The organism is Kribbella sp. NPDC020701 (assembly GCF_055562215.1).
Map to the genome: position 1 here is coordinate 37,812 of NZ_JBVHFT010000025.1, position 26,608 is coordinate 64,419.

Consider the following 26,608-nt stretch of genomic DNA (forward strand, 5'->3'; position numbering starts at 1 on the left):
CCCCGGCCCGCTGCGATCGTCCCGCCGCAGAGGCCTCAACTTGGGCAGGTCGTACGGAAGGTGAAACCGGCAGCCTGGGTCGAGTTGGCGCTTGCTCTGCCGTGGTTGTGGTGGAGCTGGCTCTCGATCCAGTTCCTCGGTGTGCCCAACCGTGCCCCGTGTACTGGATCGGTCTCGCGGTCTGGGTGCTGTCCGCCGTCGTGGTCATCGCTCACCCGCGCGTAGAGGATCTGCTGGCCCGGAACGTGTTCCGGCTCCGACCTCCGTCAGCGCCGGAATCTCAGCGTCTGGGCCGACCGGCTCGCCGAGGGCGACCGCGCCGACCGGCCGCTGGGCCTGGCACTGACCCGGATCCGGCGGGCCGGCCTGCTCAAGGGGCGCGCCGCCTGCGCCACTCGACCATCTCCATAAACAATGAATATAAAAGTGTTATGCTTCGAGCATGAGTCGTCAAGACACCGCTCCTGGCGCGTCCGCCGCCATCGGGGCAGCCCTCTACGGCCTGGCCACCAGGGCCACGAGACGCCTGCCCCGGGACATGAGCCTGACGTCCGCCGCCACCCTGGCCACCCTGGACCGGACCGGCCCGCGACGCATCACCGATCTGGCCGCGGTCGAGGGCGTCACCCAGCCCGCGATGACCACCCTGGTCCGGGTGATGGAGGAGTCCGGCCTGGTCGAGCGGTGGGGCGACGCGTCCGACAAGCGGGTCACGCTGGTGTGCCTGACCGAGGCCGGCGCCTCCTATGTCCGGACGCGGCGCCAGGCGGGCGTCGACGCGTTCGAGCGGTTGATCGGCGAGCTCACCGGCGACGAGGTCGAGGCGCTGGTGGCGGCCCTTCCGGCGCTGAAGCATCTGGCAGAGCTCGAAAGCCAGGGCCGCGAAGGGCCTAAGCAGTGACCGGGCAGCCGGTCGGCGGGGTCGCGGCGAAGGCGTTCCCGGTGGCGCGTTCCGAGGCGCGGCTGCTGGTCCCCGCCCTGATGTTCATCGCTCTGGTCGTGGCGGCGGTCGCCAGCCTCGGGGCGCCGCTCATCACCAGCGTGGCGACCTCGTTCCATGTCTCGCTCGGCAGCGCGCAGTGGACGCTGACCATCGCGTTGCTGAGCGGCGCCGTCGCCACGCCGGTCCTGGGCCGGCTCGGAGCCGGCCCGCACCGGCGGGCCACGATTCTCGTCACGCTGGCGGTCGTCGTCGCCGGCAGCGCGCTCACCGCGCTCCCACTGCCGTTCGCATGGCTGCTCGCCGGCAGGGCGGCCCAAGGTGTGGGGCTCGGGCTGACGGCGCTGATGATGGGCGTGGCCCGCGACCATCTCCCCGAGGAACGCAGCGCGGCCGTGATCGCCCTGATCTCGGTGGTCTCGATCATCGGGGTCGGCGTCGGTTACCCCCTCGCCGGGCTGCTCGCAGAACTCGGCGGGGTGCGCGCCGCCTACGGCTTCGGTCTGCTCGTCACCGCCGTCGCCTTCCTGACCGCGTGGCGCTCCATGCCCGAAGCCCCCGAAGGCCGCTCCGCCCACGTGGACGTGGCAGGCGCGGCCGTCCTGGCCGCTGCGCTGCTCCTGGTGCTGTTCCTCGCCGGCGAACGGAATCTGTGGAGCCGGCACCTCGCCGTGGCGGCGGGCCTCGCCGTCGTCGCGGTGGTGCTGCTCTGCGTCTGGGCCGTCATCGAGCTGCGCAGCACGACGCCCCTGGTCGATGTGCGGGCGGTCCGGCACCCTGCGGTCGCCGGGGCGAACCTCGCCATGTTCGTCGGCGGGATCGGCATGTACCTCCTGCTCACACTCATCACCCGGTACGCGCAGACGCCGCACGGCGCCGGCTACGGCTTCGGGCTGACGACCTTCGTCGCCGGGCTGGTCCTCATCCCGTTCTCGGTGCTGGGGTTCGTCGCCGGCAAGCTCACGCCGCGGGTCCGGACGCGGATCGCCGACCCCCTGCTCCTGGCCGGCAGCGCCGTCGTGGTCGGCGGCGGGTTCGCCCTGTTCGCGGCGGCCCGGTCGGACCTGGCCGAACTGTTCGCGGCGATGGGCGTGCTCGGCTTCGGCGTCGGCGGCTTCTCGGCCGCGATGCCCGGCGTCATCCTGGCCGTCACCCCCAAGAGCGAGACGTCGAGCGCCATGAGCTTCAACTACGTCGTCCGCAGCGTCGGGTACTCCCTGGGCAGCGCCATCGGCGGCCTGGTCCTGGCCGCGGGCACCGGCCCCGGCCACCTCTTCCCCGACGACAGCGCCTACACCACCGCGGCGCTGGTCGGCATCGGCGCCATGGCGATCACGACGCTGACAAGCCTCGCTCTCGCCCGCCGACGCTCGTCCGAGACCAACCCGTAAGTCAGATGCACTCATCCCAACACTGGAGGTTCCATGCCCAAGGGCTACTGGGTCAGCGCCTACCGCACCATTTCAGACCCTGAGAAACTGGCTGCCTACAACAAGCTGGCCCCTCCGGCCGTCAGGGCCGGGGGCGGTCGGGTCCTCACCCGCGGCAGCCGGGTCGTGGCGCACGACGCCGGAATCGCCGAGCGCACCGTCCTGATCGAGTTCGACAGCTTCGAGCACGCCGTCGCGGCGCACGAGAGTCCGGCCTACCAGGAGGCGCTGGTCGCCCTCTCCGACGGCGTCGAGCGCGACTTCCGCATCGTCGAAGGCATCGACTGACCGAGGTCCAGCCGGAGCTTCACTGAAGCAGCAGGATTCTGGGGTATACCGGCCCGCTCCCGAGTCCTATGGCGTTCACCGCCAACTCCAGCTCGACTCGCACAACCCCGACAACGTGGTGGTCGAACTGCAATGCCCAGTTCGGGAAGCCGGCGCAGCCTGCAACTGAGTAGGCCCCGGGGGTCTGCGTCCGAACACCGTGCACGACGCAGACCCCCAGGTCACACCCTGATCTCAGGATTTGAGCTTAAGGGGACATATGTTCTAGTCGACCTCGAACCGGCACACGCTGGGTCAAGGTGATGGTGTGACGTCCTGAGACATCACACAGCGTGGTTGGGCTGGCGGAGGTCGCGGAACTGGCGGAGGTGGCGGAACTGCCCCCAATGCTCCAGCGATCGCTGCTGGTTAGGCCTATTGCCAGAATTGAGTCCCGAACTCGGTTCGTCGCCAGGTCCTGCCGATGTAGGAAGTTACTCGCCTCTGATCTTCGGGTAGTCCGCCCTGAGGGGGCAGTCCGGCGACAGCAATTGCGTACTCGCGTTCGACGTCGGCCAGGTTCTGCACCGGCCCGGGTGCGTCCGGCCCGCCGATTCTTCGCGATCGGTGGCCAGAACGCGGACTCGGATGATCCAGAATTGTTCGGCTAGCGCGGGGCGGTGCCGTCGGGCGACGGAAGCCCCAGCGATGACGCTGCCCACGAAAGGTCGATCGCGATCAGCCGGATCATCACCGGGACCAGCCAGTCCGGCAGGGAATCGTGGTGAATGCGATAGGCGAGCGTGGCGGCACCGGCGGCGGCCCAGGGTGCGCCGTCGGGCATGACGTCGTAGGGAAGGGCGCCGCCCTCCAGGTGCAGGGTCGGGAGCAATCCGGCCAGATCGTGGTCGGCGCTGCCGCGTGAGGTATGGCTCCAGTCGACGAAAACCACCCGGTCGCCGTCGATGCAGATATTGTCGCTGCGAATATCCCCGTGCACCAGGCTCATTCCGTCCTCGTCGCAGCGGGATTCGGCGGCGATCAGCTGCGGTGCGGCGTTGTCGAGCCACTTCTCCGAGCACAGCTGCAATTCGAGGAAGGCCGTTCGGTCCGGGCCGCACAGTAGGCCGGGCCAGCGAGCGCGCGTTCGCGGTGTGGGTGAGAAAACGTTCGGTGCCTCGATATGTGAAAGATTGGCGACAGCGGTGAGTAGGAGATCGATATCGCCGGGGCGCCAATTCACACCCTGATGGCTGGCCGGCCAGTGAGCCCGGCTGAGATCTTCAGTGACGAGAATCGGGCGGCCGGGCTCGTCGAGCCACGCGATGATCGTTGGCGCGAACCGCTCGGGAACGTGCTGCAGGGAAAGGTGTTCGGTGCGGAGCCAGCGCTCGGTATCGTCGTCGGTGGCGGCTTTGACGAAGACGCGCGTGCCGTCGGCCAATCCGACTGAGTGCCGGATCGCCCCCGACCAACCGGTATCGGGGACGGCCCACGTCGTGGTCCGGCCCAGTGCCTGTTCGACCCGGCGTCGGATCTCGGCATCGGGTTCGTCCGGCATCAGTTCCTCTCCCAGGGTTCACGCATCTACGTCGTCGCAGATTGGATTGTGGCAGAGAAAGCGTGGCTGCGCGCCCTTTCCGCGTTTGGTTGGCTGGGACTTGTCGAGGGGCCCGCCTGGCCCACAACTGCCGAGACGTAGAGGCAACTGGCTGGCGGAAGTGGCGACGGTAGCGATGCTAGCGACCCCCATGCTCTAGCCCCTGCCCGTGGCCCGGTTCAGCCAGAGCATTGGTGCATCCCCCGTGCATCCTTAGCGGTGGTCAGCCGAGGCCGCGGAGCGGGCGCGGGCGTCCATAACCGGACCCGGTCATTTCAGACTCACCTAACAGCCGACACCATCTCTAACCTCATCCCGCGACCAGAGACGACACCACGCTGGCCGCGCGAGGTCATCGCCCACAATCTTCGCAAAGCGATTGCCGCTGGCACCTATCCCGTTGGTTCGTCTCTGCCGATGAACGAAGACATCCGGGTGAACTACAAGGTTGCTACCGGCACAGTCAGCCGCGCAGTCCATCAGCTGCGTGACGAGGGGATTCTTCGCGTCGTTTCCGGCAAGAGACCCATGGTGATCGCAGTTCCTACACCAACGCCATAGCGGTTGTTGCCCACAGCACCCGTACCCGACGTTGCGCCATCGCATGCCTGGACGGAAAGCACTCCACGAGGCACCGTGGAGCGTGGACATCGACGCGGTGGCTGTGGAGCTGTACGAGCTCGATCCGTACCCGGTCGCCGCCGGGCGCAACGCCACCATATCGGCATCGGCCTGCTCCTCATCAAGACCTGCAGATCTGCGGCGTCGACGCCGCTACCGGCGACCTCCCGCGCGAGCTCACCCTCGACTACCAACCCACTGGACCGCCAAAGGGGAACGGGATGTCCTGAGACATCACAGCGGAGCCGCCTGTCGGAACCGAACGGACGACCTGCTCATTACGAGGAGGACCTTCAGCGTCGCATACGCTCTCTACCAGCGGTTTTCTAACATGGCCGCCTGCAGCGCGCGAGAGGTTCCCCACGAGTATCCGCGATTTCGTGCCACGAGTGATGCCATGCGCAGGTGTCAACGAACCGTAGGTTCAGCGCCCCGGGGCGCTGAACGGTTTCGTCCGGGTCACCTGAGGGCCCCCGCTCGCCCTAGCTGGCTTGCAAGCAGGCGGGCCTCGGAGATCATTCCCGCATCTGCCACCATCCGTGACCCGCGGTTGAGGTGGGGAATCAGCCGCCCGGGGGAGGTAAACGCGGTGCCGGGGAAAGTCGAATGGAGGCGCCGCCGCGGCAGGAGGGCAGCAGGCCCGTGATCGGGCTGCGACTGCCGGGCGAGCACCTGACTCAGCCGGGCTCGGCTCGGCCACCGCCAGACGAGCCACCGTGTCCGATGACGACGTCTGTCTTGTGAGGAGCTTGCTGTTGTTCGGCAGGCCAAGGGCTCTGACGGTGCTCTGAGGGCTGTAGGCGGGTTGGCCTTGGTCGACGCGGGCCAGGAGACTCCCGCCACGATCGGGTCGCGGGGACTGAGCCAGGTGGTGGCCGGGTTGGACTGTAAGCCCTGTTGAACCTGGCTTCCAGTTGGACTGAGCCCAGTCGTTCGGCTGGGCTCAGTTCGTCTGGGCGCACCGGCCGAGTACAACTAGACCTCGAACTGGCCGTGCTCCAGGAAGTACCGCGCCGCTTCCGGCGTGTCCTCGTCGAGGGCCTGCTCTGCCGCCGCACGGACCGCCGGATTGGTGGTCGGATCGGCGAGGATTCGGAAAATGGCGACCCTGTCGTCTTCGAACTGGGCGAGGCGGCAGCCGGTCTCCAGGAAGTCGCGCAGGACAGTCGGCGTGCCGCCGTTGAGGGCCTGCTGCGCCGCCTTGGTGACGCCGCGGTCGTTGTACACGCTCGCAAGGTGGAGGGTGGTAAAGACGGCGACCCTGTCGTCTTCGGCTTGGGCCGGCCAGCGGTCGGTTGTCAGGAAGTTGCGCTGGTCCTCGATGGTGCCGTCCATGGCCTTCTGCGCGGCGGCCTCGACCGCGCTGCCTGTGCTCGGGTCGCCGATGATGCGCAAGATCGTGACCCGCACATCGTCGTCGGACATCTCGTCCACCGGCGTGGTCACGACGAACGTGTCCGTGGGCGCCTGGCAAGCGGTCGGGGCGCCGACCGGGTCGGCAGCGAACGCGGGGGTGGTTGTCAGAAGCGCCGGCGTCAAGGCGATTGCCGCGACAGCCAGGGCAACGTTGGTTCGTCTCACTTGTCGACCTTCCTTGTAGGCGTTGAGAGCACGAGAACTCCTTCTGAGTTTCACTCGGATTCCTTACGTCGAGATCTCGGGTCGTCTGACACCCAGGCGACGAAACAGCCAGGCAATCTGTGAGCCGCACCCGAATGTGATCTACGTCTACCGCCCGCGGCGGCCCATGCTCCACGGCCGGAGCTTGCCTGCCCGCAGGCCGCTGAAGATCGTCTTCAGCCTCTGCCTGCTACAGCGAGAACGAGGAACTGCGGGGGGCGCGGCCATCGGCTACGCGCCGTACCGGAGTTCGAGCCGGATCTGGAAGAACTCGCCGAGAACAACACCAGCGAACACATCAGAAATCAGGCATGCGCCGCGCTCTTTGGTTTGCTGCCCACAGTCCAGGGCTACTGAGAACGGTGTCGTGGTCAGGCGGCGGCGGGGCCTGACGCTCGCCGGGATCTGGCGTTGCCGCAGCCCGCAGGTTGAAGACATGGACGTCGACGCGTCCTCGGTCGAGCTGTATGGGCTGGCCCCGTAGCAGTTCACTGCTGCCCGCAACGCGGCCGCGAAGGCGGCCGAAGACGGTGGCGACGTCCGGTCGGGTGAGGCGATCAGAGCCTTGAGGAAGCCGACGCTCGCGGCGTGGCTGGCCAACCAACTGGTTCGCGCCGATCCGGACGGGATCAACGACCTCACTGAGCTCGGGGAGCAGCTACGCCAGGCACACGTGTCCGGAGACGGCGCACAGTTGCGCCGGCTGACGCCACGGCGCCACAGCCTCGTTCAGCGAGTCGTCCAGACCGCTCGTGACCTGGCCCGGGAGCAGGGCCACCCTGTGAGCGAGCAGATCGCGCAGCGGCTGACCGAGACCCTCGACGCCGCCCTGGTCGATCCCGGCGCCGCGCAGCTTCTGCGGTCCGGACAACTGACCAGCGCGCTACGCCATGTCGGTTTCGGCATCGTCGACGAGACCGGAGAACCCGCCTAGCTCGCACCGGTCAAGCCCCGCGTCGTGCCCAGCCGCTCGCCTAACGGCGCTGCGACGCGAACCAGCAACGACTCGCCAGCTTCGACAACTGGCCGCACTCCCTCAGGGCAGCTGTGACGACGACATCGTGCCCCGCAACCGGCGAGATGAGCGGCGGATGAGTGTCGAGCCGAGCACCCCGTCGACGATGACTTCCCAGGTTTCGCGGTGTTTGACCTTTCATCGGGGTTGATTTGGTGTCGCGCATTGTCGCGCTGGGGCGGCTGATCGACTGGTGCGCGACACCTGCTCGGCGGTGAGTGTCTGGTGGCCGGTGGCTCCCTAGGTTGGGCGCTCGTGACCGGCTGAGCAGAGTGCTCAGCCTCGTCGATGTCGTCAGTCACTGGGGTCAGTTGCAGCGACAGCGCCCAGGACAGTGCGAACTGCTCGAGTCGCTGCCGTCGGACGGTCCAGTGCTGGGTGCGCAGGTCCACTCCCCCGGTCGCCAGCAGATCGAGCGCCGCATAGGCAGCCGGCACCTGGGCGCCTTGGCGCGGGCCTTCGCTGGGCTGGTCACCAGACAGGCTGGAGGCATCAAAGCTCAGGCGGCCATCTGCACCGAGGATGCACGCGGTCGTCACCAGCACCGGCGGCGATCCTGCCTGCCCCGCACCCAAAGGAACCAACGCCGGCGGGAACCACAGGTCGCACTGCGCCCGATGGCCCGGGTTGGAGTCGGTGCGCGATGCCGGATCGGGCGGCAGATAGTGCGGCCGCAACACCCGGACCCGGTCCTTGAGCACCGTCAACCCATAAGGCCACTCGATCCGCTCGGCGATCACCGTGGCCGGCATCGTCGGCGTCTCCAGCAAAAGCTCCCGGATCCGCGGCTCCACCGCGTCCACCACCGACCCCCTCGACGGCCGCGAGTACACCGGCGGGCTATCACTGGCCAACGCCCGCCGAACAGCATTCCACGAGATCTCCAGCTTCCTCGAGATCGCCTTGATCGCCATCCCCTCCGACCGATACAACCGGCGGATCTCAGCCCAGTCCTCCACTGTCATCAGCCTTCACAGGGTCACGCAGGGGGTTCACTTTCAGCCGCCGAAAGAGGGTCAGTCTTCACCCGACGTCGACACGTACCAGGAGGTCCTCGAAAGAATTCCGGAGGCGGTGTCGGATCCGGCCAAAGGTGTTCGTAGAAGGGGTGAGCGGTCGCCCACGAGGGCGCCACAGATCACGGGAGATGAAACGATGTTCGGGATACCGTTGACACCAGACTCGATCAAGGCGGAGACGGCGTACCGGCTGGAGCGGACCAAGCGTGCGTTCTGGTCCGCGCGCCGCCGGGAGCGCCCGGAGCAGGCCGACGTGGCCCCAGCCGCGCCGAGCTCGCCGGGCCTTCCGGCCCACCGCCGCGGCATGACGGACCCGAACGCCGTCCCTGATCCGCTGCCCGAGATCAGGGACAGCGTTCTCACGTCCTGGGGTGTTGGTAAGGAACATGTCGCCAGCGGCTAACGGTGAGGGGTAGTGCTGGGGGCGGGGAGGATCGCCGATCTGGCCGAACTGTTCACGGTGTCACGGCCCACGGTGTACCGAGTCCTCGAACGCCACCGCGCCAGCACCGCTGATGCCTAACAGACCTCGTTTGCCGCTGGTGACCCATTCCTTACCAGCACCCCTTGTTGTCGTCACTTCCTCCGAGCGCGGAGCCACGAACACCTAGCGGAGCACCGACCCGGACCAACGGGTCTCTGCCTGCAGGATCGTCAAAGGCAACCAAGGGCATGCGCACTCTTCTCGCTCTCTTCCTTCCACACGCGCGGCGTTACCTGACCCCGGCCTGTTGGATTCATGATTGGCTTCGGCGGCGACGAACCTGATCAGATCGTCGTTTTGGCCGGCAGGACGGCGCTGTCGCCGTGGGCGTGGATCCGGAACACTAAACGTTTGTAGTCGGCATCGAGCAACCGCTACTCACGCAGCGCTGCGACTACATCGGGTCGTGTCAGCCTTTAGCGGGGAGCGGCTCCCGCAGCTCGGGGCCGTTGTGCTTCACGTTGTTCACGGCCTTCGACACCGCGTACATGTCGAGGCTGCCGTCGACCGGTGGCGCCATCAGATCGCGGAGCTGGTCGACGTCGTGGTTGCGGGGATCGAGCCAATCGGCCCACCCGTCAGGGGTGATCGCCATGGGCACGCGGTCGTGGATCCGGCCGGGTCACGGGGGTATGCACGGAGATCAGGTCGGCGAGCTCCTCCGGAAGGCCTGGGCAGAAGTAGACGTGGCCCATGCCAGGGACGACGTGCAGGTGTGCATCCGGGATGGCGGCGGCCAGAGCCTCGCCGTGGGCCAGCGTGAAGATCGGGTCCTGGTCACCGTGGACGATTGTGGTCGGGGCAGTGATCGTCGACAGCGGGGTGAGCAGGTCCGGGCCTTTCTTCCGGCCGATCAAGCCGTGGTGGGCGGCGGCGGACGGGTCGGTGGCCCTCGCCCAGCAGCGCTGGAGCATCGCTCTGACGGCCGGTTCGTCGAAGGGGCGAACGTCGCCGTTCATGACCCGGAAGATGGCTATGTCGGCTTCCACGCCCGGCGGGGTGCCGTCCGAGTCGGCCAGGTGCTGCAGGAAACGCGGGGTCGGCGGGGGCAGGTCGTCGGGGTCGGCGGGTTGCCCGGCCATGGCTCGTTGCCAAACCGGACCGGGATCGTGGCCCATGGGGGTGGTGGAGAGCAGGGTCAGGGAGCGTACGCGGGCCGGCTTGTGCACGGCCAGCCATTGCGCGATCACGCCGCCCATCGATGCCCCGGCGACGTGGGCCGACGGCAGCTCATAGGCGTCCAGGATGGCCAGAGCATCGGCGGCCAGGTCGGACAGGCCGTACGGATGCCGGTCGAAGTCGATGATGCTCGAGCGCCCGGTGTCGCGATGGTCGAACCGGATCACCTGCACGCCGCGAACGACGAGGCGGTTGACCAGCGCGTCGGGGAAGGTGATGCCCTGAGCCGACGCGCCCGCGATCAGCAGTACGGCGGGATGATCGGGGTTTCCGGTCCGTTCGGTCCACAAGCGCAGCGGACCGGAGGTCACGAAGGTCTCGGTCATGACACGTGACAATAGGCGATCCATCGACGTGAGCCGACGGCATCTCCACCTCTACGGGCAACTCGCGAGCAGACGCCGCCTCACCACGACGGGTTCACCGTCCAGGCGGGCTAGGGACGTTCCTCCGGTTCCGTAGTCGAAGGTGCGGACCAGCTCGATGGTCGCCGCGGTCTCGCCACAACGGACCGATCGCTGGACGGCGGTCAGTCGAGCTATGAGTACGTCCTTGCGGGTGCCGCAAATCCTTGGTGGCCACCGTGGCCGGTGCCTGTATCCGACGCCCGCGCGAGCGCATCCAGGAAATCGCCCAGTCCCGCGACCTCGTCCGCGCATAGGAGCTCGGTCACTCCCTGGATCCCCAGCGCTCGCGGCACCAGCAGCCAGAACGCCGGGAGGAAGCGAGCAGAACCACGTGGCCTGGGAATCCCCTGGGAATCCAGCCCCGGCTACTGGAGTGAACCTGAGTCGACGACAAGCGCGCTGAAGTAGGCCAGAGCTTCGCTGGTTCAGGCGTGACAACGGGGTCCGTCCACCTTCTAGTCCGTTGGTCAGACGCTCGGATCATGCTGGTCAAGCCAGGCCCCGAACTTCCAATCAACGGCGAACTCGACGGACCATTGTCGCTCTAGGGCCAGTTCGTGGTGCCGGCGTCAGGGGCAAAATCGAGAACCTGCAATGCCTCTGCGCCGAAATGCGACTTCCGCAGCGCGTTGACCGACAGCCATTCGAACGCCGCAGGGTTGCCGATCAATGCCGGATCGACCCCGAACTGCACTTGGTCGCGCGCAGTGTTGAACGAGAACGGAATGAAAGTGGTGACAGCTTCTCCACCCGAGGGGAGCGGCGTCCGATCGATGACAAACGCGCTGAATGCGATGCCATCCCAGGCCAGCAGGATGAAATATTCAAAGGGTCGTTTCTGTCCTGGCGGGTACAGATAGCCCGCGATCGAACCTGGCTGGGTGTCAAGGGCAAAGGCCCATAAGAACATCCCGGAATCACCCTTGGGGCGCGGGGGAGCTTCCGGCACAGGAACGGCAAGACGCAGGCTCATGGAAAATGTTCCGGAATCCTTGGAGACCTCGGCCCGGACGATATCGAAGTACCCCTGCTCTTTCTCACTGCCCAGGCTTTGGTCGTTAGGGTTTCCCGAGTCTCCAACAGGATCCTGAACCGCCACGGTTTGAGCGCTGGCGGCGCCAGTCCCGATGAAGGCGATCAGAACCGACGCCAGCACCACGATAATGATTCTTCTATACATGGTTCCCCCTATTGCTGCCTCTCCCCCAGCCGACCGGAAGCCGGCGCAGTCGTCCCACCATGCCCGACGACCGCTGCCCCCTTGCAGCCAGAGTCCTCCCACCGACTCGGTTTCCACAAGGCTGCACATCTGCAAAGTGGAATTACTTGAAGTTGCCTCATCCAAACATTTGAGTAATTCCCGGACCACGGTGTTCGCAAAACTCCCAATGGGTGCGGTACGTCACCAACTGTCGTCGTACCCGGCGCGTCAGACGGCCGCTGAGCGTCAGGCTGGCTGCGCGGGCGGGGATCCGCGGCCGCACGCGGGGCGGGAGCCGGTCCCTACCACCGGCGTGACCTCGTCCGTCAGCCCTGCAACTGCCCGAATTTCTCGTGCACGGCCGGTGAAGCGGCGGAAGTCGCGGATCAGTTGCGCCTGGTCCGGGTGCCCGGCTCAACGGCGGCTGCTCCCAGCGCGAGACCTGGTTGCTGCCGAGGAACCGCCACACTCCCATGTGGCCTGGGGATCCCCTGGGATTCCAGCCCCGGCTACTGGAGTGAACCCGAGTCGACGACAAGCGAACTGAAGTAGGCCAAAGCTTCGCTGGTTCAGGCGTGACAACGAGGTCCGTCCACCCTCTAATCCGTTGGTCAGACGCTCGGATCGTGCTGGTCAAGTCAGGTGACCGCCGCGGCGGCCAAGTCGCGAGTAGTTACAACGTGTCAGCGTTATCGGGCTCGGGCGGTGCGCGAGGGCCGTCTCCAACTCTGGCCGCCTGGCGGGATTGTGCAGTCCACCCTTCGCTGCTGGTTCTTTCTCCGTGATGATCGATCGTGCCTCGCAACCACACGAGCTCGACCGGACGACCCGCGTTTCGGCGAGCCGACGATGTAGACTGGTGAGACTCCGGAGCGATGGCATCCCAGGCGGTATGTCAGGAACCGGCAGCCCTATGAGGCGATGCCCGATGTCCATGCGCCCGCTTCCCCTTCTGCGCGGAGCCCGTCGCCGCTCGGCCGTGGATCATGAGCTTTCACACCTGCTCGCCGAGGTCGCGTCCGCGCGCGCGGACGATCGACTGGCGCGAGTCACGGGGCGTCGGAACGACACCTTCCGCGCCGACTCCGGTCATCTCGCCTCGTCACTTGGTGCCTACGCCAAGGCGCTGGAGAGATATCGGCTGCCTGTGCCGCGCGCCGTTCGCGACGAGCTTCGCTTGCGCCGGGGATTGACATGAACGAGGTGGAGCAAGTCCGGTCCCAGCACGCCCATGCGGAGTGGAGGCTGCACAGTCTCCCGCTCCCCGGACACGTGATTGTGCTGACCGAAACCGGTTGGCAACGAGCGTGGTTGGTCGCCCGCGAGAACGGTCCCGCCGGCTGGATCGGGCTCGTACAGTACGAGCAAGGCGACGTGGAGATCACCGAGTACCTGTCCTCCGACCGCATCGCCTCACCGGACCTCTGGCTCCCGAGCGAGCCGGCAACCAGTCCCGACAGTCACACCGCCCACTAGTTATGAGGCACGTCCTGCGGCGGCCGGCGCTGCAGCGCGAAGGAGTCCACCGTACGATCCGGACGACATTTCACGGCTGTTCAGCGAGAACGTCGGGTACCGGTACCACCCGTATGATGAGCCGGTCCGCGGCCGGGACGCCCGTGGTCGCATCCTGGCTAGGAGAGAGTGCGTCGCCTGACGCCCCCACCCGGCACCTACGAGGCCGAATAGTCTCCGGTCGCGGTCGACGGTGACACCGTGGTGGCCACAGGCACGTCGCGGTACGGCGATGTGCCTGGCGGGCCTGTCGTCCGCATGGACGCATTCGCGATCGAGCCGGGCGTGCGGCTGGGCGACGTCTGCCGTCGACGCGGTCCGGCGGCCTTCTGATCTGTTGGTGGCAGGTTCGAGTCCTGCCGGGGGCGCTGATTGATGTCTCGGGACGGCCTTGGCTCGATCATCCGGGCGGGACGATGCGGGCGGGGACTCGCAACCTGATGGTGGAGGGGCGCCTGAGGGGGTTCTCATCGTGACGATCGACGCGCCGCCGGCCGGTCCGCCGGCGATGGATCCGCAGACAGTCATCCGTTCGAAGCAGTATCTCTCGGCGCTGCTGCTCGCCGCGCTCCTGGGCATTCCGATCTCGGCCATCGCGTACGGGTTCCTGGCGTTGGTCAGCGCGATCCAGGAGTACCTGTTCGACGATCTCCCGAAGGACATGTTCACCGGGGGTGCACCCGCGTGGTGGCCGGTGCCCTGGTTGGTGCTGTGTGGACTGTTGACCGCGTTGACCATCCACTACCTGCCCGGCAACGCGGGCCACTCACCCGCCTTCGGGTTCAAGACCGGCGGAGGTCCGCCGGTCGACCGGGATCTCCCCGCCATCATCCTGGCCGCACTGACCACACTAGGTCTTGGCGCCGTCCTGGGGCCGGAGGCTCCGCTCATCGCCATCGGTGGCGGTCTTGCCGCGCTGACTGTGCACCTGGTCAAGAAGGACGCGCCGCCGATGGCGCTGACGATCATCGCGTCGGCCGGTAGCTTCGCGGCGATCAGTACGCTGCTCGGTTCTCCCGTGCTCGGTGCCTTCCTGATCATGGAGACCGCCGGCATCGGGGGTGCGACGCTGAGCCTGGTGGCGCTACCGGGGCTGCTGGCCTCCGGCATCGGCGCTCTGGTCTTCGTCGGTCTGGACAATTGGACGGGACTGGGCAGCTTCTCCCTGGCCCTCACCACAGTGCCTCCGGCGGTGGACCCGACGGTGGCCACGATGGCCTGGGCGCTGGCCATGGGGGTGGCCGGTGCGCTCCTGGGCTGGGTGATCCGCTGGATCGGGCTGTCGCTGCGTCCGGTCGTTCATGTGAACCGGGTGCTGGTGACAGCTGGCCTCGGCCTCGCCATCGGCCTGACTGCCATGGTCTACCAGTTGATTTCCGACAACAGCTTCACCCAGGTGTTGTTCTCCGGTCAGGATGCGCTGCCCGAACTGGTCGAGAACGCCGCTGACTATTCGGTCGGCGTACTGATCCTGCTCGGCGTCTGCAAGACGCTCGCGTACGGACTCTCGCTCAGCGCGTTCCGCGGCGGACCGGTGTTCCCATCCATGTTCATCGGTGCGGTCATGGGCATCGCTGCGGCGGGTTTGCCCGGCATGAGTCTGGCGCCGGCGATCGGTATGGGGATCGGAGCCATGTGCGCCGCGATGCTGCGGCTGCCGCTGACCGCAACGCTGCTCGCCACTGTGTTGCTCGGCGCCGACGGTGTGACGGTGACACCGCAGGTTGTGGTAGCTGTGGCGGTGGCCTTCGTCGTCACGTACTTGCTCCCCGTTCCAGGCCCCAAGGAGCGGGCGAAGTGAACCTGATCCCCGAGTCGTTTCGCGGGTACCAACGAGCCTGGCTGAGCCGCGACATCATCGCCGGTCTGACGCTGGGAGCGGTGGCGATACCGGAGGTGATGGGTTACACGTCCATCGCCGGTACGCCGATAGTGACCGGGCTCTACACCATCATCTTTCCGACCCTTGCTTTCGTTCTGCTGGGCTCCTCGCGGCTGCTCGTCGTGGGCGCCGACTCGGCCACTGCCGCCGTACTCGCGGCCGGCCTGAGCGGTCTCGGCATCGCCGGGGTCACGCCCGGGTCGCCCGACTGGCTCGCCCTCACCAGCCTGACGGCGCTGGTCTGCGGTGCGCTGCTGATCGTGGCGCGTCTCGTCCGGCTGGGTTTCATCGGGGACTTCTTGAGTGCGTCGGTACTGATCGGGTTCCTCACCGGCGTCGGCATCCAGGTGCTGTCCGGGCAGATTCCGGACCTGCTCGGCATCTCCAAGGGCACCGGCAACTGGTTCGAGCAGCAGTGGCACTGGATCAGCTCGCTGTCGTCGACCAGCCTGGCCACGTTCGCCTTCGGGCTGTCCACGATCGCGATCATCCAGATCTTCAAGCGTTTCATCCCGGCCGTCCCCGGTGCCGTCGTCGCCGTCGTGCTGCTGACCGCCATCTCGGCCCTGACCGACGCGCACGCGCACGGCGTGGCCGTGGTCGGTTCCGTGCAGGGCGGATTCCCACCGATCGGCCTGCCGCCGGACGTCTCCTGGTCGGACGTGCGCAAGGTGCTGCCGACCGCCGTGTCCTGCTTCGTGCTCATCATCGCCCAGAGCGCCGCCACCTCCCGCAGCTTCGCGTTCAAGCACGGAGACCCCGTCAACATCAATCGGGACATCGTGGGGCTCAGCGGGGCCAGCATCGCCGCCGGCCTCAGTGGCACGTTCGTGGTCAACGGCAGCCCGACGAAGACGCAGATCCTCGACGAGCAGAAAGGGCACAGTCAGCTCGCCAACGCGACGATGGCGGCGGTCACGCTCCTGTTCACACTGTTCTTTACCGGCCTGCTGGCCGACATGCCCAAGGCGGTCCTCGCCGGGATCGTCTTCCTCATCGGCGTCAGCCTGATCGACGTGCCCGGCCTGCAGCGGCTGAGGCGCCGGCGCATCAACGAGTTCGTGGTGGCGCTGATCACGATGGTCACCGTCTTCGCCATCGGCGTCGAGCAGGGGATCATCCTCGCCATCCTGCTGTCGCTGCTCGATCTCGTCCGGCGGCAGTACACGCCGGGCGACTACGTCATCGGTCAGGACGAGGCCGGGGAGCCGACGTACCTGCCGGCCAAGCCGGGCACACAGAGCCTGCCCGGACTGGTGGTATTCCGCTACGACGCGGCTCTGTTCTACGCCAACGCCAACCGCTTCGCCGACGACCTCGAGGCGGTGATCTCCGGTGCGCCCGACCCGGTTCGCTGGATCGCGCTGGACTGCGGCGGGATCGACGACATCGACTACTCGGCCGGAGTGACCCTGGCCAACCTGGTCAACTACTGCGGCGCTCGCGACGCCCGCTTCGTACTCGTCCGGCCGGACACTCAGCTGCTTGCGACACTCCGCGCGTACGGCGTCATCGACGCGGTCGGCGAGCACAACGTCTTTCCAACCCTGGTAGACGCCTTCAGCGCCTACCGAGCCGACCCAGAAAACAACACGTCCACTCGCAGCTAACCCTCTCGGACGCCCGCAACCCGTCCGAGGGTTGCGGGGCATCCGAGCGCCAGGCTAGAAGGTCGCCTCGGCGGTGACCTTGGTGAACTTCTTGGTGTAAGTGCCGTCGGGGACGCAGTTCATGGTCTCGGACTGACCTGGTTCCAGGTCGCCGGTGTTGCACATGACGTGGGCGACCACCTCGTCACCCTTGAGGAACTTGACGTCGATGAACATCGTGCTGGTCTTGTCGTCGGTGTTCTTCGCCTTGCCGACGATCGTCATGCCGAAGCCCGAGTCCTTGATCTTCCAGCCGGCCAGGACTGTGTGGGAGCCGAGCTTGAACGGGGAGCCGACCGTCACCTCACACGGCGCGGACCGGTCATCCTGGCCCTCGCAGGCGAGCTTCGGCGCCGCCGACTGCGTCGGCTTGACCGGAGGTGCGGATGTCTTCGGCGCCACGACCTTCGGCGCTTCGGTCTTCGGGACCGCCTTCTGAACCGGCGCCTCGGTGGTGGTCGTCGCCGCCGGAGCCGCGTCCGGCTTGTCGGCGGACTTGTTGCCGCCGATCGAGCCGAGAGCTCCGATCAGAACCAGTCCACCGAAGATCGATCCGACGATGATCAGCGCGGTCTTGGTGGTGTTCTTCTGCTTCGGCGGCTGCTGCATCGGCATTTGGGCATGCGGCGGCTGCGTGTACTGCTGTGTCATTGATTTCCCCTACAAGAGCCCGAACCCCCCTGGCTCGGCGCACGCATCATGGGCGGAATCGCAACGCTGCGTCAACTTTTAACGTCCAACTTCCTGAAGGCGATCACAATTTGTTACCTACCTCCCGGTAGAGGTTCTCTCAGGGAGTTCCTAGTGACTTCTCAGCGTCTTCTCGGGGCAGCGGGAGGAGCTCGTCCGTCATACCTGTACTGGCGAGTGGCGGAAGGCGTGGCGTGGTGGAGGTCGAGATGGTGGACGTGGTGGGCGTGCGACATCGGGTCGATGGGGCGCGCGAGTTGCGGTATTCGGCGGACTCGGTGGTTGTCGTGGCCGGCGTACCCGGGGCGGGGAAGAGCACGCTGTTGCGGCGGCTGTTCCCAGGGGACAGTGCAGTGCGGGTGTTCGACTCCGAGCGGATCCGGAATCGGTGGATGCCCGTGCTCGGTGTGCTGCCGTATGCCTGGTGGCGTCCGCTCGTGCATGTCACGTACTACGTGAGTGTGCTGAGAGCGATGCAGCGCGATGGCGGGCCGATGGTGGTGCATGACTGCGCTACTCGGCCGTGGGTGCGGCAACTACTGGGGTGGCGGGCCAAGAGGGCCGGACTGCCACTGCATCTCGTCCTGCTTGACGTGCCGGGTGACGTGGCGCGGGACGGGCAGTGGGTGCGCGGCCGCATCGTACGGGCGGGCAGTATGGCGACCCATTGCCGTCGATGGCCCGGGCTGCTGGCGAAGGCGGCCGATGATCCGAGTCACGTCGTACCGGGCGCTGCGTCCGCGGTCGTCCTGAACCGGCGCCAGGCGAACCAGCTCGAGTCGATCAGCTTCGGCAGAAAACTGTCGGTGGTGAGTGATTGAGTCGTACTTCTCGTTGGGGAGGAAGTGCGGATGAAGGTTCGGGTTGGGCGTGAGGTGCTGGCCGAGGCGGTCGGGTGGGTGGCGCGTGGGCTGCCGAGCCGGCCGAGTGTGCCGATTCTGGCTGGGATGGTGGTGGAGGCCGGGGACGGGCAGGTGACGTTGTCCGGGTTCGACTACGAGAGTTCCGCGCAGGTGAGTGTGCCGGCCGAGGTCGCGGACGACGGGCGATTCCTGGTGTCCGGCCGGCTGCTGTCGGACATCTGCCGGAGCATGCCGCGGGACTCGGTGGATCTGAGCGGCGATGCGACTCGGGTGCAGGTGAGCAGCGGGAGTTCCAGATTCGTCCTGCACACGTTGCCCCTGAACGAGTATCCGGCGCTGCCTGAGGTGCCCGCGGCGAGTGGTGTGGTGGACGGGGATGTGTTCGCCCGCGCGGTCGCGCAGGTCGTGAGTGCCGCCGGCCGGGACGACACGCTGCCGGTGTTCACCGGGATCCGGGTGGAGATCCGCGGGGCGACCATCTCGCTGCTCGCGACCGATCGCTACCGCCTCGCCGTACGGACGTTTCCGTGGGAGCCGCTCGATCCGGACGGGGAGGCCAACGCGCTGGTCCCGGCGAAACTGCTCTCCGACGTGGCCAAGGCGATGGCCGGTCATGAACTCACTCTCGCGCTCGGTTCAACCCGCACAGGGGACGGGTTGATCGGGTTCGAGGGGGGCGGCCGGCGGGCGACGAGCCGGCTGATCGACGGCGATTTCCCGAGGGTCCGCAGTCTGATCCCGGCGGAGGGTGCGATCACCAGCACGGTGACCGTGGACACGGCGACACTCGTCGAGGCAGTGAAACGAGTCGCCCTGGTGGCAGAGCGGACGGCGCCGGTCCGGGTCACCTTCGCGGACGGGACGGCGACGCTCGACGCCGGGAACGGTGAGGAGGCGCAGGCCTCGGAATCGGTCGAGGCGACACTCACCGGTGAGCCGGTGGTTGCCGGGTTCAACGCCGGTTATCTGCTCGACGGACTCGCATCACTGGGCACACCCATCGCGCACTTCGCCTTCACTCAACCAACGAAACCGATCAACCTCACCGGCCTCCGCTCTCCCGACGACAGTCCGGCCGCGGACTCGGCGTACATCTTGATGCCTATGCGACTACCGAACTGATGCCGATCGAGGAGCCGACACCCTGGAGCGCGTCCACTTCGGATGAGGGGCTGATCGGGCGGTTCCTGGCGCGTTGTGACCCCGTCGACCGACCCGTCGACCTCGTTGTGCTGATGGGGTCCGCCGTTCTCGAGTCGGTGGAGGTCGCGGCCGGGCTGCAGCGCGAGGGCGTCGCGCCGCGGATCTTGGTGAGCGGTGGCATCGGCCACTCGACGGAACATCTCGAGGCGGCTGTCCGCATACGTGGCCTTGACGTCGAGACGAGTGGACGACCGGAGTCGCACGTCTTCCGCGACCTGCTCATCGGGTACGACGTCCCGCCGGCGGCGATCGTGGTCGAGGACCGGTCCACCAACTGTGGTGAGAACGCGGACTTCACCCGCCGGATGATCGACGAGCCGCAGACGCTGCTGCTGATCCAGGATCCGACCATGCAGCGGCGGACCCACGCGTGCTTCGAGCGCTCCTTCCCCGACCTCCCCGGCACAACACTGATCAGCCGGGCACCGTTCATCCCGTGGATCGGCAGTGACCACGTCAGTTCTGGTCCGGCGACGCCAGAGGTCTGGAGTCGCGAGCGGTTCCGGTCGCTCGTGCTCGGTGAGATCAGGCGGTTGCGCGACGACCCCGAGGGCTACGGTCCGCGGGGGAAGAACTTCATCGACCAGGTCGAGGTTCTGGCCGAAGTGCTTGCCGCGTACAACCATCTTGTTGCCGAGCACCCCGAGTCAGTGCGGTCCTGACGTCATCCGCAAGTCGCAGTCTGGATCAGGCCGTGGACCGACGATCAGCCGGCTCGGGTGCGGTGTAGTGGGAATGTGGAACCAACTCGATCAGCCCGGCTTCACGAGATCGATCTGTTGCGGATGTGCGCGGCCTTCGCGGTGATGGCGTACCGCTATACCTAGTGCACGCACACATCGGTTTCATCATCTTCGAGCGGCTCGGCGACCAGGTGAACCACATCCTCCTGGTCGCCGCCACGATGATCGCCATGGTGGGCGTCGCGGCCGTCCTGCACTACGGAGTCGAGCAGCCGCCAGCGCCCCCCGCCTCAAGGGCGTACTGGAGCGCGTCCGGCCACGGCAGTTGGTTCACGCAAGGAAGTACTCCGTCAGGGCGCGGGCCAGCGTGTCCGACGGGAGAGTGTGGAAGGTCCCGTCGTACCCCTCCGCCGTCCCGTGCGGCAGCGCGGCCGCGGTCTGCCGGACCGCATCCTTCAGCCAGTCCGGGCTGGCGTTGCTGAACAGTGCCAGCGTCTCCTGCGGGGTTGCCGCCAGCAACGAGGTCGGTACGGCGCTGTCCCGCATCTGCAGCCCGTCGTACACCAGGGTGTGCGCGATGGCCTCCAGACCGGCCCACATCGGCGTCTCCCGGATCTGGTCGACGACCTCCTTCGGCTGCCCGACCGCCTCGACCATGAACAGTTCGGCCGCGCCACCGGGGTTCCCGGCGGCGACGAACTCCTGCAACCGCTCGAGGTACCGCTCCGGCGCCGGCGGTGCTCCTTCGACCCGGAACGGCGGCTCCATCACCGCCAGCTTCTCGAACGGCAGACCGGCCTGCAACAGCACCATCGACCCGGACGAGTACGCGCAGGCGAACCGGGCACCGGTCGCCGAGCGCACCGCGTCGAGGTCCTCCCACTCACGCTCGACCGCGTACGGCAGCGTGTCGCCGGAGTCGCCGCGACCACGCCGGTCGTAGTTCACTACGGTGAACGCCGACGACAGCGCCTCGGCGTCGGACACGTACCGCGAGCGGTCGGTGAAACCACCGGCCACCAGCACGAGCCCCGGCCCGCTCCCGTAGGTGTCGTAGGCGATCTCGGTGCCGTCCTTCGAGGTGACCTTCTCCATCACCACACCCTTCTGTTGGGGATCCCTACTTATCCGTCGAACGAGAGTCGACCCGAGAGACATCCTGTGACCCACATCACAGTACGCCGAGCCCTACCGGCATCCGCCCCAGCTCACTACAGTTGGTTTATGTATACAGACGACTGCACACCGTCCCGAGGTCGCTGATGCTGCTCCGCCAGCTGGAGTACCTCGTCGCCCTCGCCCGCGAGAAGCACTTCGCCCGGGCCGCGGACGCCTGCTACGTGTCCCAGCCGTCGCTGTCCGCCGCGATCCGCAAGCTCGAGCAGGAGCTCGACGTACCGATCGTCCGCCGCGGCCGCCGGTTCGAAGGACTCACCCCCGAGGGCGAACGGGTACTGCTCTGGGCACAGCGGATCCTGGCCGAGCAGGACGCGCTCCGGCATGAACTCTCGATGTTGCGCGGCGGTCTGACCGGCACGCTCCGGCTCGGCGCGATCCCGACCGCGATGCCCGTCGTCTCGCTGCTCACCACCCCGTTCTGCGAACGGCACACCCATGCGCGGGTCACCCTCGAGTCGCTGTCGTCGCGGGACATCACCCAGAAGCTCGCCGAGTTCGATCTCGACGTCGCGATGACGTACCTCGACGACGACACGCTCGGCCAGGTCCGGAAGACCCCGCTGTACGAGGAGCGGTACCTGCTGCTCACCCCGAAGCACTCCGAGCTGGCGGGGTTGCCGGTGGCAACGTGGGCTCAGGTCGCCGCGCTGCCGCTCTGCTTGCTCTCCCCCGACATGCGCAACCGGCGGATCATGAACGGCTACTTCACCGACGACGGCGTCACCGCTACGCCGGCGATCGAGAGCGACACGGTCTCCGGCCTCTACAGCCACCTGCACGGCAACCATTGGTCGACCGTGATCTCGCATGCCTGGCTGCACATGTTCGGAGTGCCCGACGGCATGCGCGTCGTACCGCTGAAGAGTCCCGCCCACGGACCACGGGTCGGCCTGGTCATCGCGGCTCGCAGTCCAGAGCCGGTACTGGCGCGCGCGTTGCTCGACGTCGCCCGGCAAGCCGGTGTCCACACCGCGCTCGACCAATTGCTCGACGTACATCTGATGGGTTCTGGCTATCTCGACATAGCGAGCAAGTCTTTGACTGTCGGACAGTGACGCAACGAGTGTGGAAGTCCCTTCACTACAAGGAGATTCCACACTATGGCGAAGATCCTCTGTGTCCTGTACGACGACCCGGCCGACGGCTACCCGACGTCGTACGCACGCGACGACATCCCCACCGTCGACCACTACCCGGGCGGTCAGACCACGCCGACTCCGAAGGCGATCGACTTCGTTCCGGGCGCCCTGCTCGGAAGCGTGTCCGGTGAACTCGGACTGCGAAGCTTTCTCGAGAGCCAGGGACACACGCTTGTCGTCACCTCCGACAAAGAGTCCGTCCTCGACCGCGAGCTGCCCGATGCCGATGTGGTGATCTCGCAACCGTTCTGGCCGGCGTACCTGACGGCCGAGCGGATCGCGAAGGCGCCGAACCTCAAGCTCGCGATCACGGCCGGCATCGGCTCCGACCACGTCGACCTGGATGCGGCGATCAAGCACGGCATGACCGTTGCCGAGGTCACCTACTCCAACAGCATCAGCGTCGCCGAGCACGTGGTGATGATGATCCTCGGCCTGGTCCGCAACTACCTCCCGTCGCACCAGGTGGTGCTCGACGGCGGCTGGAACATCGCCGACTGCGTGGCTCGCTCGTACGACCTCGAGGGGATGCACGTCGGCACGGTCGCGGCCGGCCGGATCGGGACGGCCGTACTGCGGCGGCTCGCGCCGTTCGACGTGAACCTGCACTACACCGATCGGCATCGGCTGCCCGAGTCGGTCGAGCGCGAACTGAACCTCACCTTCCACCCGAGCGCGGCCGACATGGTCCCGCACTGCGACGTGGTCACGATCAACGCGCCGCTGCACCCGGAGACCGAGGGACTGTTCGGGGACACGCTGCTCGGCACGATGAAGCGCGGGACCTATCTGATCAACACTGCGCGGGCGAAGATCGCCGACCGGGACGCCATCGACCGGGCCCTGCGCGGCGGCCAGCTGGCCGGGTACGCGGGCGACGTCTGGTACCCACAGCCCGCACCGGCCGACCATCCGTGGCGCAGCATGCCGCACCACGGCATGACGCCGCACATCTCCGGCTCGTCGCTGTCCGCCCAGACCCGGTACGCCGCCGGCACGCGGGAGATCCTGGAGTCGTGGCTGGCAGGTACGCCGATCCGCGACGAGTACTTGATCGTCGACGGCGGCCGCCTGGCCGGGGCCGGCGCGCATAGCTACTCGACCCGCGTGTAAGCGGGATCACGTCGTACGTAATCGGGATCACGTGAGACGCGGGCATAACCGGTCAGTACAGCTGGTTGAATGTATACAGAAGCCAGAATTCAAGGAAGGGTTGAAATGATCTTCACACGTAGGTTCGGCGCTCTGGCGGCTCGCCCGCAGTTCCCGGATGCCCCGGAGCTGCAGCACGAGCTCAACCACCCCGTAGACCTGGATGCCGAGCTCGCCCGGCTCACCGGCGAGAACGAGAAGCAGCGCGCCGACGAGTCCGCAGCCTGATCGACTGCCTATGTCCGGTCATGGGGCCTCCCGGCCTGGACTGAGGAGCGCAGGGAGCGCAGCGACCCGAGCGACGAGGGAAGGCCGGGAGCCAAGGCCCCATGACCACGCCGTGCCGAAGGCGCGGCCAAAAGCACAGCCTGGCACTTGGTAGACTGTCTACCAAGTGCCAGGCTTAGTCCGGGAGGGACCTCATGACGACCATCAGTGCGGGAGCGGAACCGGCGGGGGTGCGGCACGTCAAGCGGCCGACGCCGTTGCGCGAGTCCGTCTACGAGGCCCTGACCGAGATGATCATCGACGGCACGCTCGAGCGTGGCCGGCACCTCGTGGAGGTCGAGCTGGCCGGTCTCCTGGGGGTCTCCCGGCAGCCGGTGCGCGAAGCCTTGCAGCGGCTGAACAACGAGGGCTGGGTGGACCTGCGGCCGGGGTTCGGCGCGATGGTGCACGTGCCCGCGGAGGACGAGGTCGACCAGTTGCTCGCGGCTCGCGCGGCGCTGGAGTCGGAGTCCGCGCGGCTCGCGGCCCGCCACGCGACCAAGGACGACGTGGCGAAGCTCCGGGAGCTGTGCAAGCTCGGCACGGCGTACCAGGAGGCCGGTGACATCGACAGCACGGTCCGGACGAACGGCGAGCTGCACAGCCTGATCACGCAGATGTCCGGCAACCGGTTCCTGGTCGACTTCGCGGCCCAGGTGGATCGCCGGGTCCGCTGGTACTACACCCCCGTCGCACCGGTCCGTGGTGCCGCCTCCTGGCGCGAGCACAACCGCCTGGTGAAGGCGATCAGCGAGGGCGACGAGGACAAGTCGGCCCAGATCATGCGCGAACACACCGAGCACACCCGTAAGGCCTACCACGACCTCCAGGCGGCGTCCGAGCCGATCCAAACGCCCGACGAGGCCGCTCCCCGGAGGCGTCGCCGTACGGTGAACTGACCCACCCGACGCCACACTCCACGCCACCTTCACGACAGCCGTTGAATCACCCGGTCGGGGTGATGCCGCTCGGCCGGCCGGCGGATGAGGATGACCTGTGACCGCAGGTTGATCTCCCGGCATCGAAGGAGGCCGGCATGACTTTGACGCCGACGGGTTCGCAGGCGCCGGCCGCGGACGTGCTGGTGATCTTCGGGATCACCGGTGATCTGGCCAAGGTGATGACGTTCCGCTCGCTCTACCAACTCGAGGCGCGCGGTCTGCTCGACTGCCCGATCGTCGGGGTGGCGGCCGACGACTGGACCCTCGAGCAACTGGTCGACCGGGCCAGGACGTCGATCGAGGGCACCGGCGTCACCATCGACAAGACCGTCTTCGACCGGTTCGCGGACCGGCTCTCGTACGTCGGTGGCGACTTCACCGACGCGTCCGTCTACGAGCGTGTCGGCCAGGTGATCAAGGGTGCCAAGACGCCGGTGTTCTATCTCGAGATCCCGCCCTTCCTGTTCGGCCGGGTAGTGCAGGGCCTGTCCGAGGCCGGGCTGACAACCGGAGCCCGGGTCGTGGTCGAGAAGCCGTTCGGCCACGACCAGCAGTCGGCTCACGACCTGGCCGACCAACTGCACCAGTACCTGGACGAGTCGCAGCTGTACCGGATCGACCACTACCTCGGGAAGATGGGGCTGGAGGAGATCCTGTACCTGCGGTTCGCGAACGCGATCCTCGAGCCGCTGTGGAGCCGCAACTTCCTGGACTGTGTCCTGATCACCATGGCGGAGAGCTTCGGCGTCGAGGACCGTGGCCACTTCTACGACCCGGTCGGCGCGCTGCGCGACGTGGTCGTCAACCACCTGATGCAGGTGGTCGCAGCGGCCGCGATGGAACCACCGTCGCGCGGCGATCCGGCCACGCTGAAGGACTCGCAGGTCGCCTTGTTCCGCGCGATCGAGGAGGCCGATCCGGCCCACTACGTCCGCGGCCAGTACGACGGCTACCTCGCCATCGACGGGGTCGCGAAGGGTTCCACCACCGCGACGTACGCCGCGCTCCGGCTCGACATCGAGAACTGGCGCTGGGCCGGTGTGCCGTTCTTCATCCGCACCGGGAAACGGCTGCCGGTCACCCAGACCGAGCTCCGGCTGGTCTTCAAACGGCCGCCGCGGCTTGGCTTCGGACCCCGCGGGCACATCGCCGAGCCGAACCAGCTGGTGATCAAGCTCGACCCGTCGACCGGGGTCCGGATCCGGGTGGACGCGCACCGCACGGACACCAGCCGGATCGCGCCGATCGAGCTGGACATGGAGTTCGCGGCCGAGGGCGGCGAGGGCCCCACGCCGTACGAGGTGCTGCTGCACGCGGCGATGACCGGGCAGAGCACCCGGTTCACACGCCAGGACGCCGTCGAGGAACAGTGGCGGGTGATGCAACCGTTGCTCGACGCACCGACGCCGATCCACACCTACCAGCCCGGGACCTGGGGGCCGGCCGCGGCCGCCGAAGTACCGGCCGGGTACGGCGGTTGGCGCAAGCCCTGGATCCCGAGCTGACGTCCAGAACGCCTGGCGCGTTCACCGACCTGGCGTATCGTCAGGCGTGTGGAGGGGCCGGACACTGGTTCGGGCGCAGCCTCCGTTCCCGTTGCACCACCGACAGTGACCCCTGGGGGCCGCAGCGTGGGGTCAGGAGTCCGTGGTGGGCGTGAGC

25 protein-coding genes and 1 pseudogene are annotated in these 26,608 nt (G+C 67.2%); 18 read left to right on the forward strand and 8 right to left on the reverse strand.

Annotated features, from left to right (window positions below; translation table 11 throughout):
* Nucleotides 1-442 precede the first annotated feature (442 nt).
* Genes ACZ3HV_RS39770 through ACZ3HV_RS39780 form a run of 3 tightly spaced genes read left to right on the forward strand, consistent with a single transcriptional unit; the run spans nt 443 to nt 2,658 of the window.
* The gene (locus ACZ3HV_RS39770; RefSeq protein WP_465692494.1) at nt 443-901 is read left to right on the forward strand and encodes a MarR family winged helix-turn-helix transcriptional regulator; all 459 of its coding nucleotides are present in this window, start codon (nt 443-445) and stop codon (nt 899-901) included.
* On the forward strand, nt 898-2,331 hold the full coding sequence (locus ACZ3HV_RS39775) for an MFS transporter (RefSeq protein WP_465692496.1): 1,434 nt from the start codon (nt 898-900) through the stop codon (nt 2,329-2,331). Before ACZ3HV_RS39770 ends, ACZ3HV_RS39775 begins: the two co-directional genes overlap by 4 nt.
* Before the next feature lie 33 nt (nt 2,332-2,364).
* Nucleotides 2,365-2,658 (forward strand): DUF1330 domain-containing protein, encoded by a 294-nt coding sequence (locus ACZ3HV_RS39780; protein WP_465692498.1) that lies wholly within the window; start codon nt 2,365-2,367, stop codon nt 2,656-2,658.
* A 646-nt stretch (nt 2,659-3,304) separates the two neighbouring features.
* Here the strand turns inward: ACZ3HV_RS39780 and ACZ3HV_RS39785 are convergent.
* Nucleotides 3,305-4,198: a phosphotransferase gene (locus tag ACZ3HV_RS39785; protein ID WP_465692500.1), complete on the reverse strand. Its 894-nt coding sequence runs from the start codon at nt 4,196-4,198 to the stop codon at nt 3,305-3,307.
* Nucleotides 4,199-4,456: 258 nt separating this feature from the next.
* Between ACZ3HV_RS39785 and ACZ3HV_RS39790 the strand changes: the two genes are divergently transcribed.
* Entirely contained in the window at nt 4,457-4,798 is a 342-nt protein-coding gene (locus ACZ3HV_RS39790) for a GntR family transcriptional regulator (protein ID WP_465692502.1), read from the forward strand.
* A 1,035-nt stretch (nt 4,799-5,833) separates the two neighbouring features.
* Here the strand turns inward: ACZ3HV_RS39790 and ACZ3HV_RS39795 are convergent.
* The gene (locus tag ACZ3HV_RS39795) at nt 5,834-6,304 is read right to left on the reverse strand and encodes an ALF repeat-containing protein (protein WP_465692504.1); all 471 of its coding nucleotides are present in this window, start codon (nt 6,302-6,304) and stop codon (nt 5,834-5,836) included.
* Between the two features lie 739 nt (nt 6,305-7,043).
* Between ACZ3HV_RS39795 and ACZ3HV_RS39800 the strand changes: the two genes are divergently transcribed.
* Complete coding sequence (locus ACZ3HV_RS39800) at nt 7,044-7,412, forward strand: hypothetical protein (protein ID WP_465692506.1); 369 nt, start codon at nt 7,044-7,046, stop codon at nt 7,410-7,412.
* A 605-nt stretch (nt 7,413-8,017) separates the two neighbouring features.
* Here the strand turns inward: ACZ3HV_RS39800 and ACZ3HV_RS39805 are convergent.
* Nucleotides 8,018-8,461: pseudogene (locus ACZ3HV_RS39805) on the reverse strand (IS21 family transposase); the annotation flags it as partial.
* Between the two features lie 187 nt (nt 8,462-8,648).
* Between ACZ3HV_RS39805 and ACZ3HV_RS39810 the strand changes: the two are divergent.
* Complete coding sequence (locus tag ACZ3HV_RS39810) at nt 8,649-8,915, forward strand: hypothetical protein (RefSeq protein ID WP_465692508.1); 267 nt, start codon at nt 8,649-8,651, stop codon at nt 8,913-8,915.
* 490 nt (nt 8,916-9,405) lie between these two features.
* Here ACZ3HV_RS39810 and ACZ3HV_RS39815 read toward each other — a convergent pair whose 3' ends face one another.
* From ACZ3HV_RS39815 to ACZ3HV_RS39825, 3 genes are all read right to left on the reverse strand, one after another.
* Entirely contained in the window at nt 9,406-9,591 is a 186-nt protein-coding gene (locus ACZ3HV_RS39815; RefSeq protein WP_465692510.1) for an SOS response-associated peptidase family protein, read from the reverse strand.
* The gene (locus ACZ3HV_RS39820; protein ID WP_465692512.1) at nt 9,575-10,501 is read right to left on the reverse strand and encodes an alpha/beta fold hydrolase; all 927 of its coding nucleotides are present in this window, start codon (nt 10,499-10,501) and stop codon (nt 9,575-9,577) included. The genes ACZ3HV_RS39815 and ACZ3HV_RS39820 overlap by 17 nt, the downstream gene beginning before the upstream one ends.
* Nucleotides 10,502-11,126: 625 nt before the next feature.
* Nucleotides 11,127-11,741, reverse strand: a complete 615-nt coding sequence (locus ACZ3HV_RS39825) for a hypothetical protein (protein ID WP_465692514.1) — start codon at nt 11,739-11,741, stop codon at nt 11,127-11,129.
* 1,236 nt (nt 11,742-12,977) lie between these two features.
* Here ACZ3HV_RS39825 and ACZ3HV_RS39830 point away from each other — a divergent pair.
* The 4 genes from ACZ3HV_RS39830 to ACZ3HV_RS39845 all read left to right on the forward strand — a co-directional run bounded on the left by ACZ3HV_RS39830 (nt 12,978) and on the right by ACZ3HV_RS39845 (nt 16,790).
* On the forward strand, nt 12,978-13,259 hold the full coding sequence (locus ACZ3HV_RS39830; RefSeq protein ID WP_465692516.1) for a hypothetical protein: 282 nt from the start codon (nt 12,978-12,980) through the stop codon (nt 13,257-13,259).
* A 240-nt stretch (nt 13,260-13,499) separates the two neighbouring features.
* Entirely contained in the window at nt 13,500-13,631 is a 132-nt protein-coding gene (locus ACZ3HV_RS39835; protein ID WP_465692518.1) for a hypothetical protein, read from the forward strand.
* A 139-nt stretch (nt 13,632-13,770) separates the two neighbouring features.
* Complete coding sequence (locus ACZ3HV_RS39840; RefSeq protein WP_465692520.1) at nt 13,771-15,099, forward strand: chloride channel protein; 1,329 nt, start codon at nt 13,771-13,773, stop codon at nt 15,097-15,099.
* Nucleotides 15,096-16,790 carry a SulP family inorganic anion transporter gene (locus tag ACZ3HV_RS39845; RefSeq protein WP_465692522.1) on the forward strand — a complete coding sequence of 565 codons (1,695 nt, stop codon included), beginning with the start codon at nt 15,096-15,098 and terminating at the stop codon, nt 16,788-16,790. Before ACZ3HV_RS39840 ends, ACZ3HV_RS39845 begins: the two co-directional genes overlap by 4 nt.
* 54 nt (nt 16,791-16,844) lie before the next feature.
* Here the strand turns inward: ACZ3HV_RS39845 and ACZ3HV_RS39850 are convergent, their stop codons facing one another.
* On the reverse strand, nt 16,845-17,480 hold the full coding sequence (locus ACZ3HV_RS39850; protein ID WP_465692524.1) for a hypothetical protein: 636 nt from the start codon (nt 17,478-17,480) through the stop codon (nt 16,845-16,847).
* A 248-nt stretch (nt 17,481-17,728) separates the two neighbouring features.
* On the opposite strand from ACZ3HV_RS39850, the gene ACZ3HV_RS39855 reads away from it, so the two are divergent.
* The 3 genes from ACZ3HV_RS39855 to ACZ3HV_RS39865 are packed head-to-tail and all read left to right on the forward strand — an operon-like array spanning nt 17,729 to nt 20,247.
* Nucleotides 17,729-18,340 carry an AAA family ATPase gene (locus ACZ3HV_RS39855; RefSeq protein WP_465692526.1) on the forward strand — a complete coding sequence of 204 codons (612 nt, stop codon included), beginning with the start codon at nt 17,729-17,731 and terminating at the stop codon, nt 18,338-18,340.
* A 30-nt stretch (nt 18,341-18,370) separates the two neighbouring features.
* Nucleotides 18,371-19,504, forward strand: coding sequence for a DNA polymerase III subunit beta (gene dnaN, locus ACZ3HV_RS39860; RefSeq protein WP_465692528.1), 1,134 nt, complete (start codon nt 18,371-18,373; stop codon nt 19,502-19,504).
* Nucleotides 19,504-20,247, forward strand: coding sequence for a YdcF family protein (locus ACZ3HV_RS39865; RefSeq protein ID WP_465692530.1), 744 nt, complete (start codon nt 19,504-19,506; stop codon nt 20,245-20,247). The genes dnaN and ACZ3HV_RS39865 overlap by 1 nt, the downstream gene beginning before the upstream one ends.
* A 351-nt stretch (nt 20,248-20,598) precedes the next feature.
* Here the strand turns inward: ACZ3HV_RS39865 and ACZ3HV_RS39870 are convergent, their stop codons facing one another.
* Nucleotides 20,599-21,363 carry an alpha/beta fold hydrolase gene (locus ACZ3HV_RS39870; protein ID WP_465692533.1) on the reverse strand — a complete coding sequence of 255 codons (765 nt, stop codon included), beginning with the start codon at nt 21,361-21,363 and terminating at the stop codon, nt 20,599-20,601.
* 167 nt (nt 21,364-21,530) lie between these two features.
* On the opposite strand from ACZ3HV_RS39870, the gene ACZ3HV_RS39875 reads away from it, so the two are divergent.
* The 5 genes from ACZ3HV_RS39875 to zwf all read left to right on the forward strand — a co-directional run bounded on the left by ACZ3HV_RS39875 (nt 21,531) and on the right by zwf (nt 26,451).
* Nucleotides 21,531-22,502: a LysR family transcriptional regulator gene (locus ACZ3HV_RS39875; protein ID WP_465692535.1), complete on the forward strand. Its 972-nt coding sequence runs from the start codon at nt 21,531-21,533 to the stop codon at nt 22,500-22,502.
* Between the two features lie 45 nt (nt 22,503-22,547).
* On the forward strand, nt 22,548-23,699 hold the full coding sequence (locus ACZ3HV_RS39880) for an NAD-dependent formate dehydrogenase (protein WP_465692537.1): 1,152 nt from the start codon (nt 22,548-22,550) through the stop codon (nt 23,697-23,699).
* Between the two features lie 105 nt (nt 23,700-23,804).
* Complete coding sequence (locus tag ACZ3HV_RS39885) at nt 23,805-23,966, forward strand: hypothetical protein (RefSeq protein ID WP_465692538.1); 162 nt, start codon at nt 23,805-23,807, stop codon at nt 23,964-23,966.
* Nucleotides 23,967-24,160: 194 nt separating this feature from the next.
* Nucleotides 24,161-24,904: a GntR family transcriptional regulator gene (locus ACZ3HV_RS39890; RefSeq protein WP_465692540.1), complete on the forward strand. Its 744-nt coding sequence runs from the start codon at nt 24,161-24,163 to the stop codon at nt 24,902-24,904.
* A gap of 137 nt (nt 24,905-25,041) precedes the next feature.
* Complete coding sequence (gene zwf / locus ACZ3HV_RS39895) at nt 25,042-26,451, forward strand: glucose-6-phosphate dehydrogenase (protein WP_465692542.1); 1,410 nt, start codon at nt 25,042-25,044, stop codon at nt 26,449-26,451.
* Nucleotides 26,452-26,608: the final 157 nt, after the last annotated feature.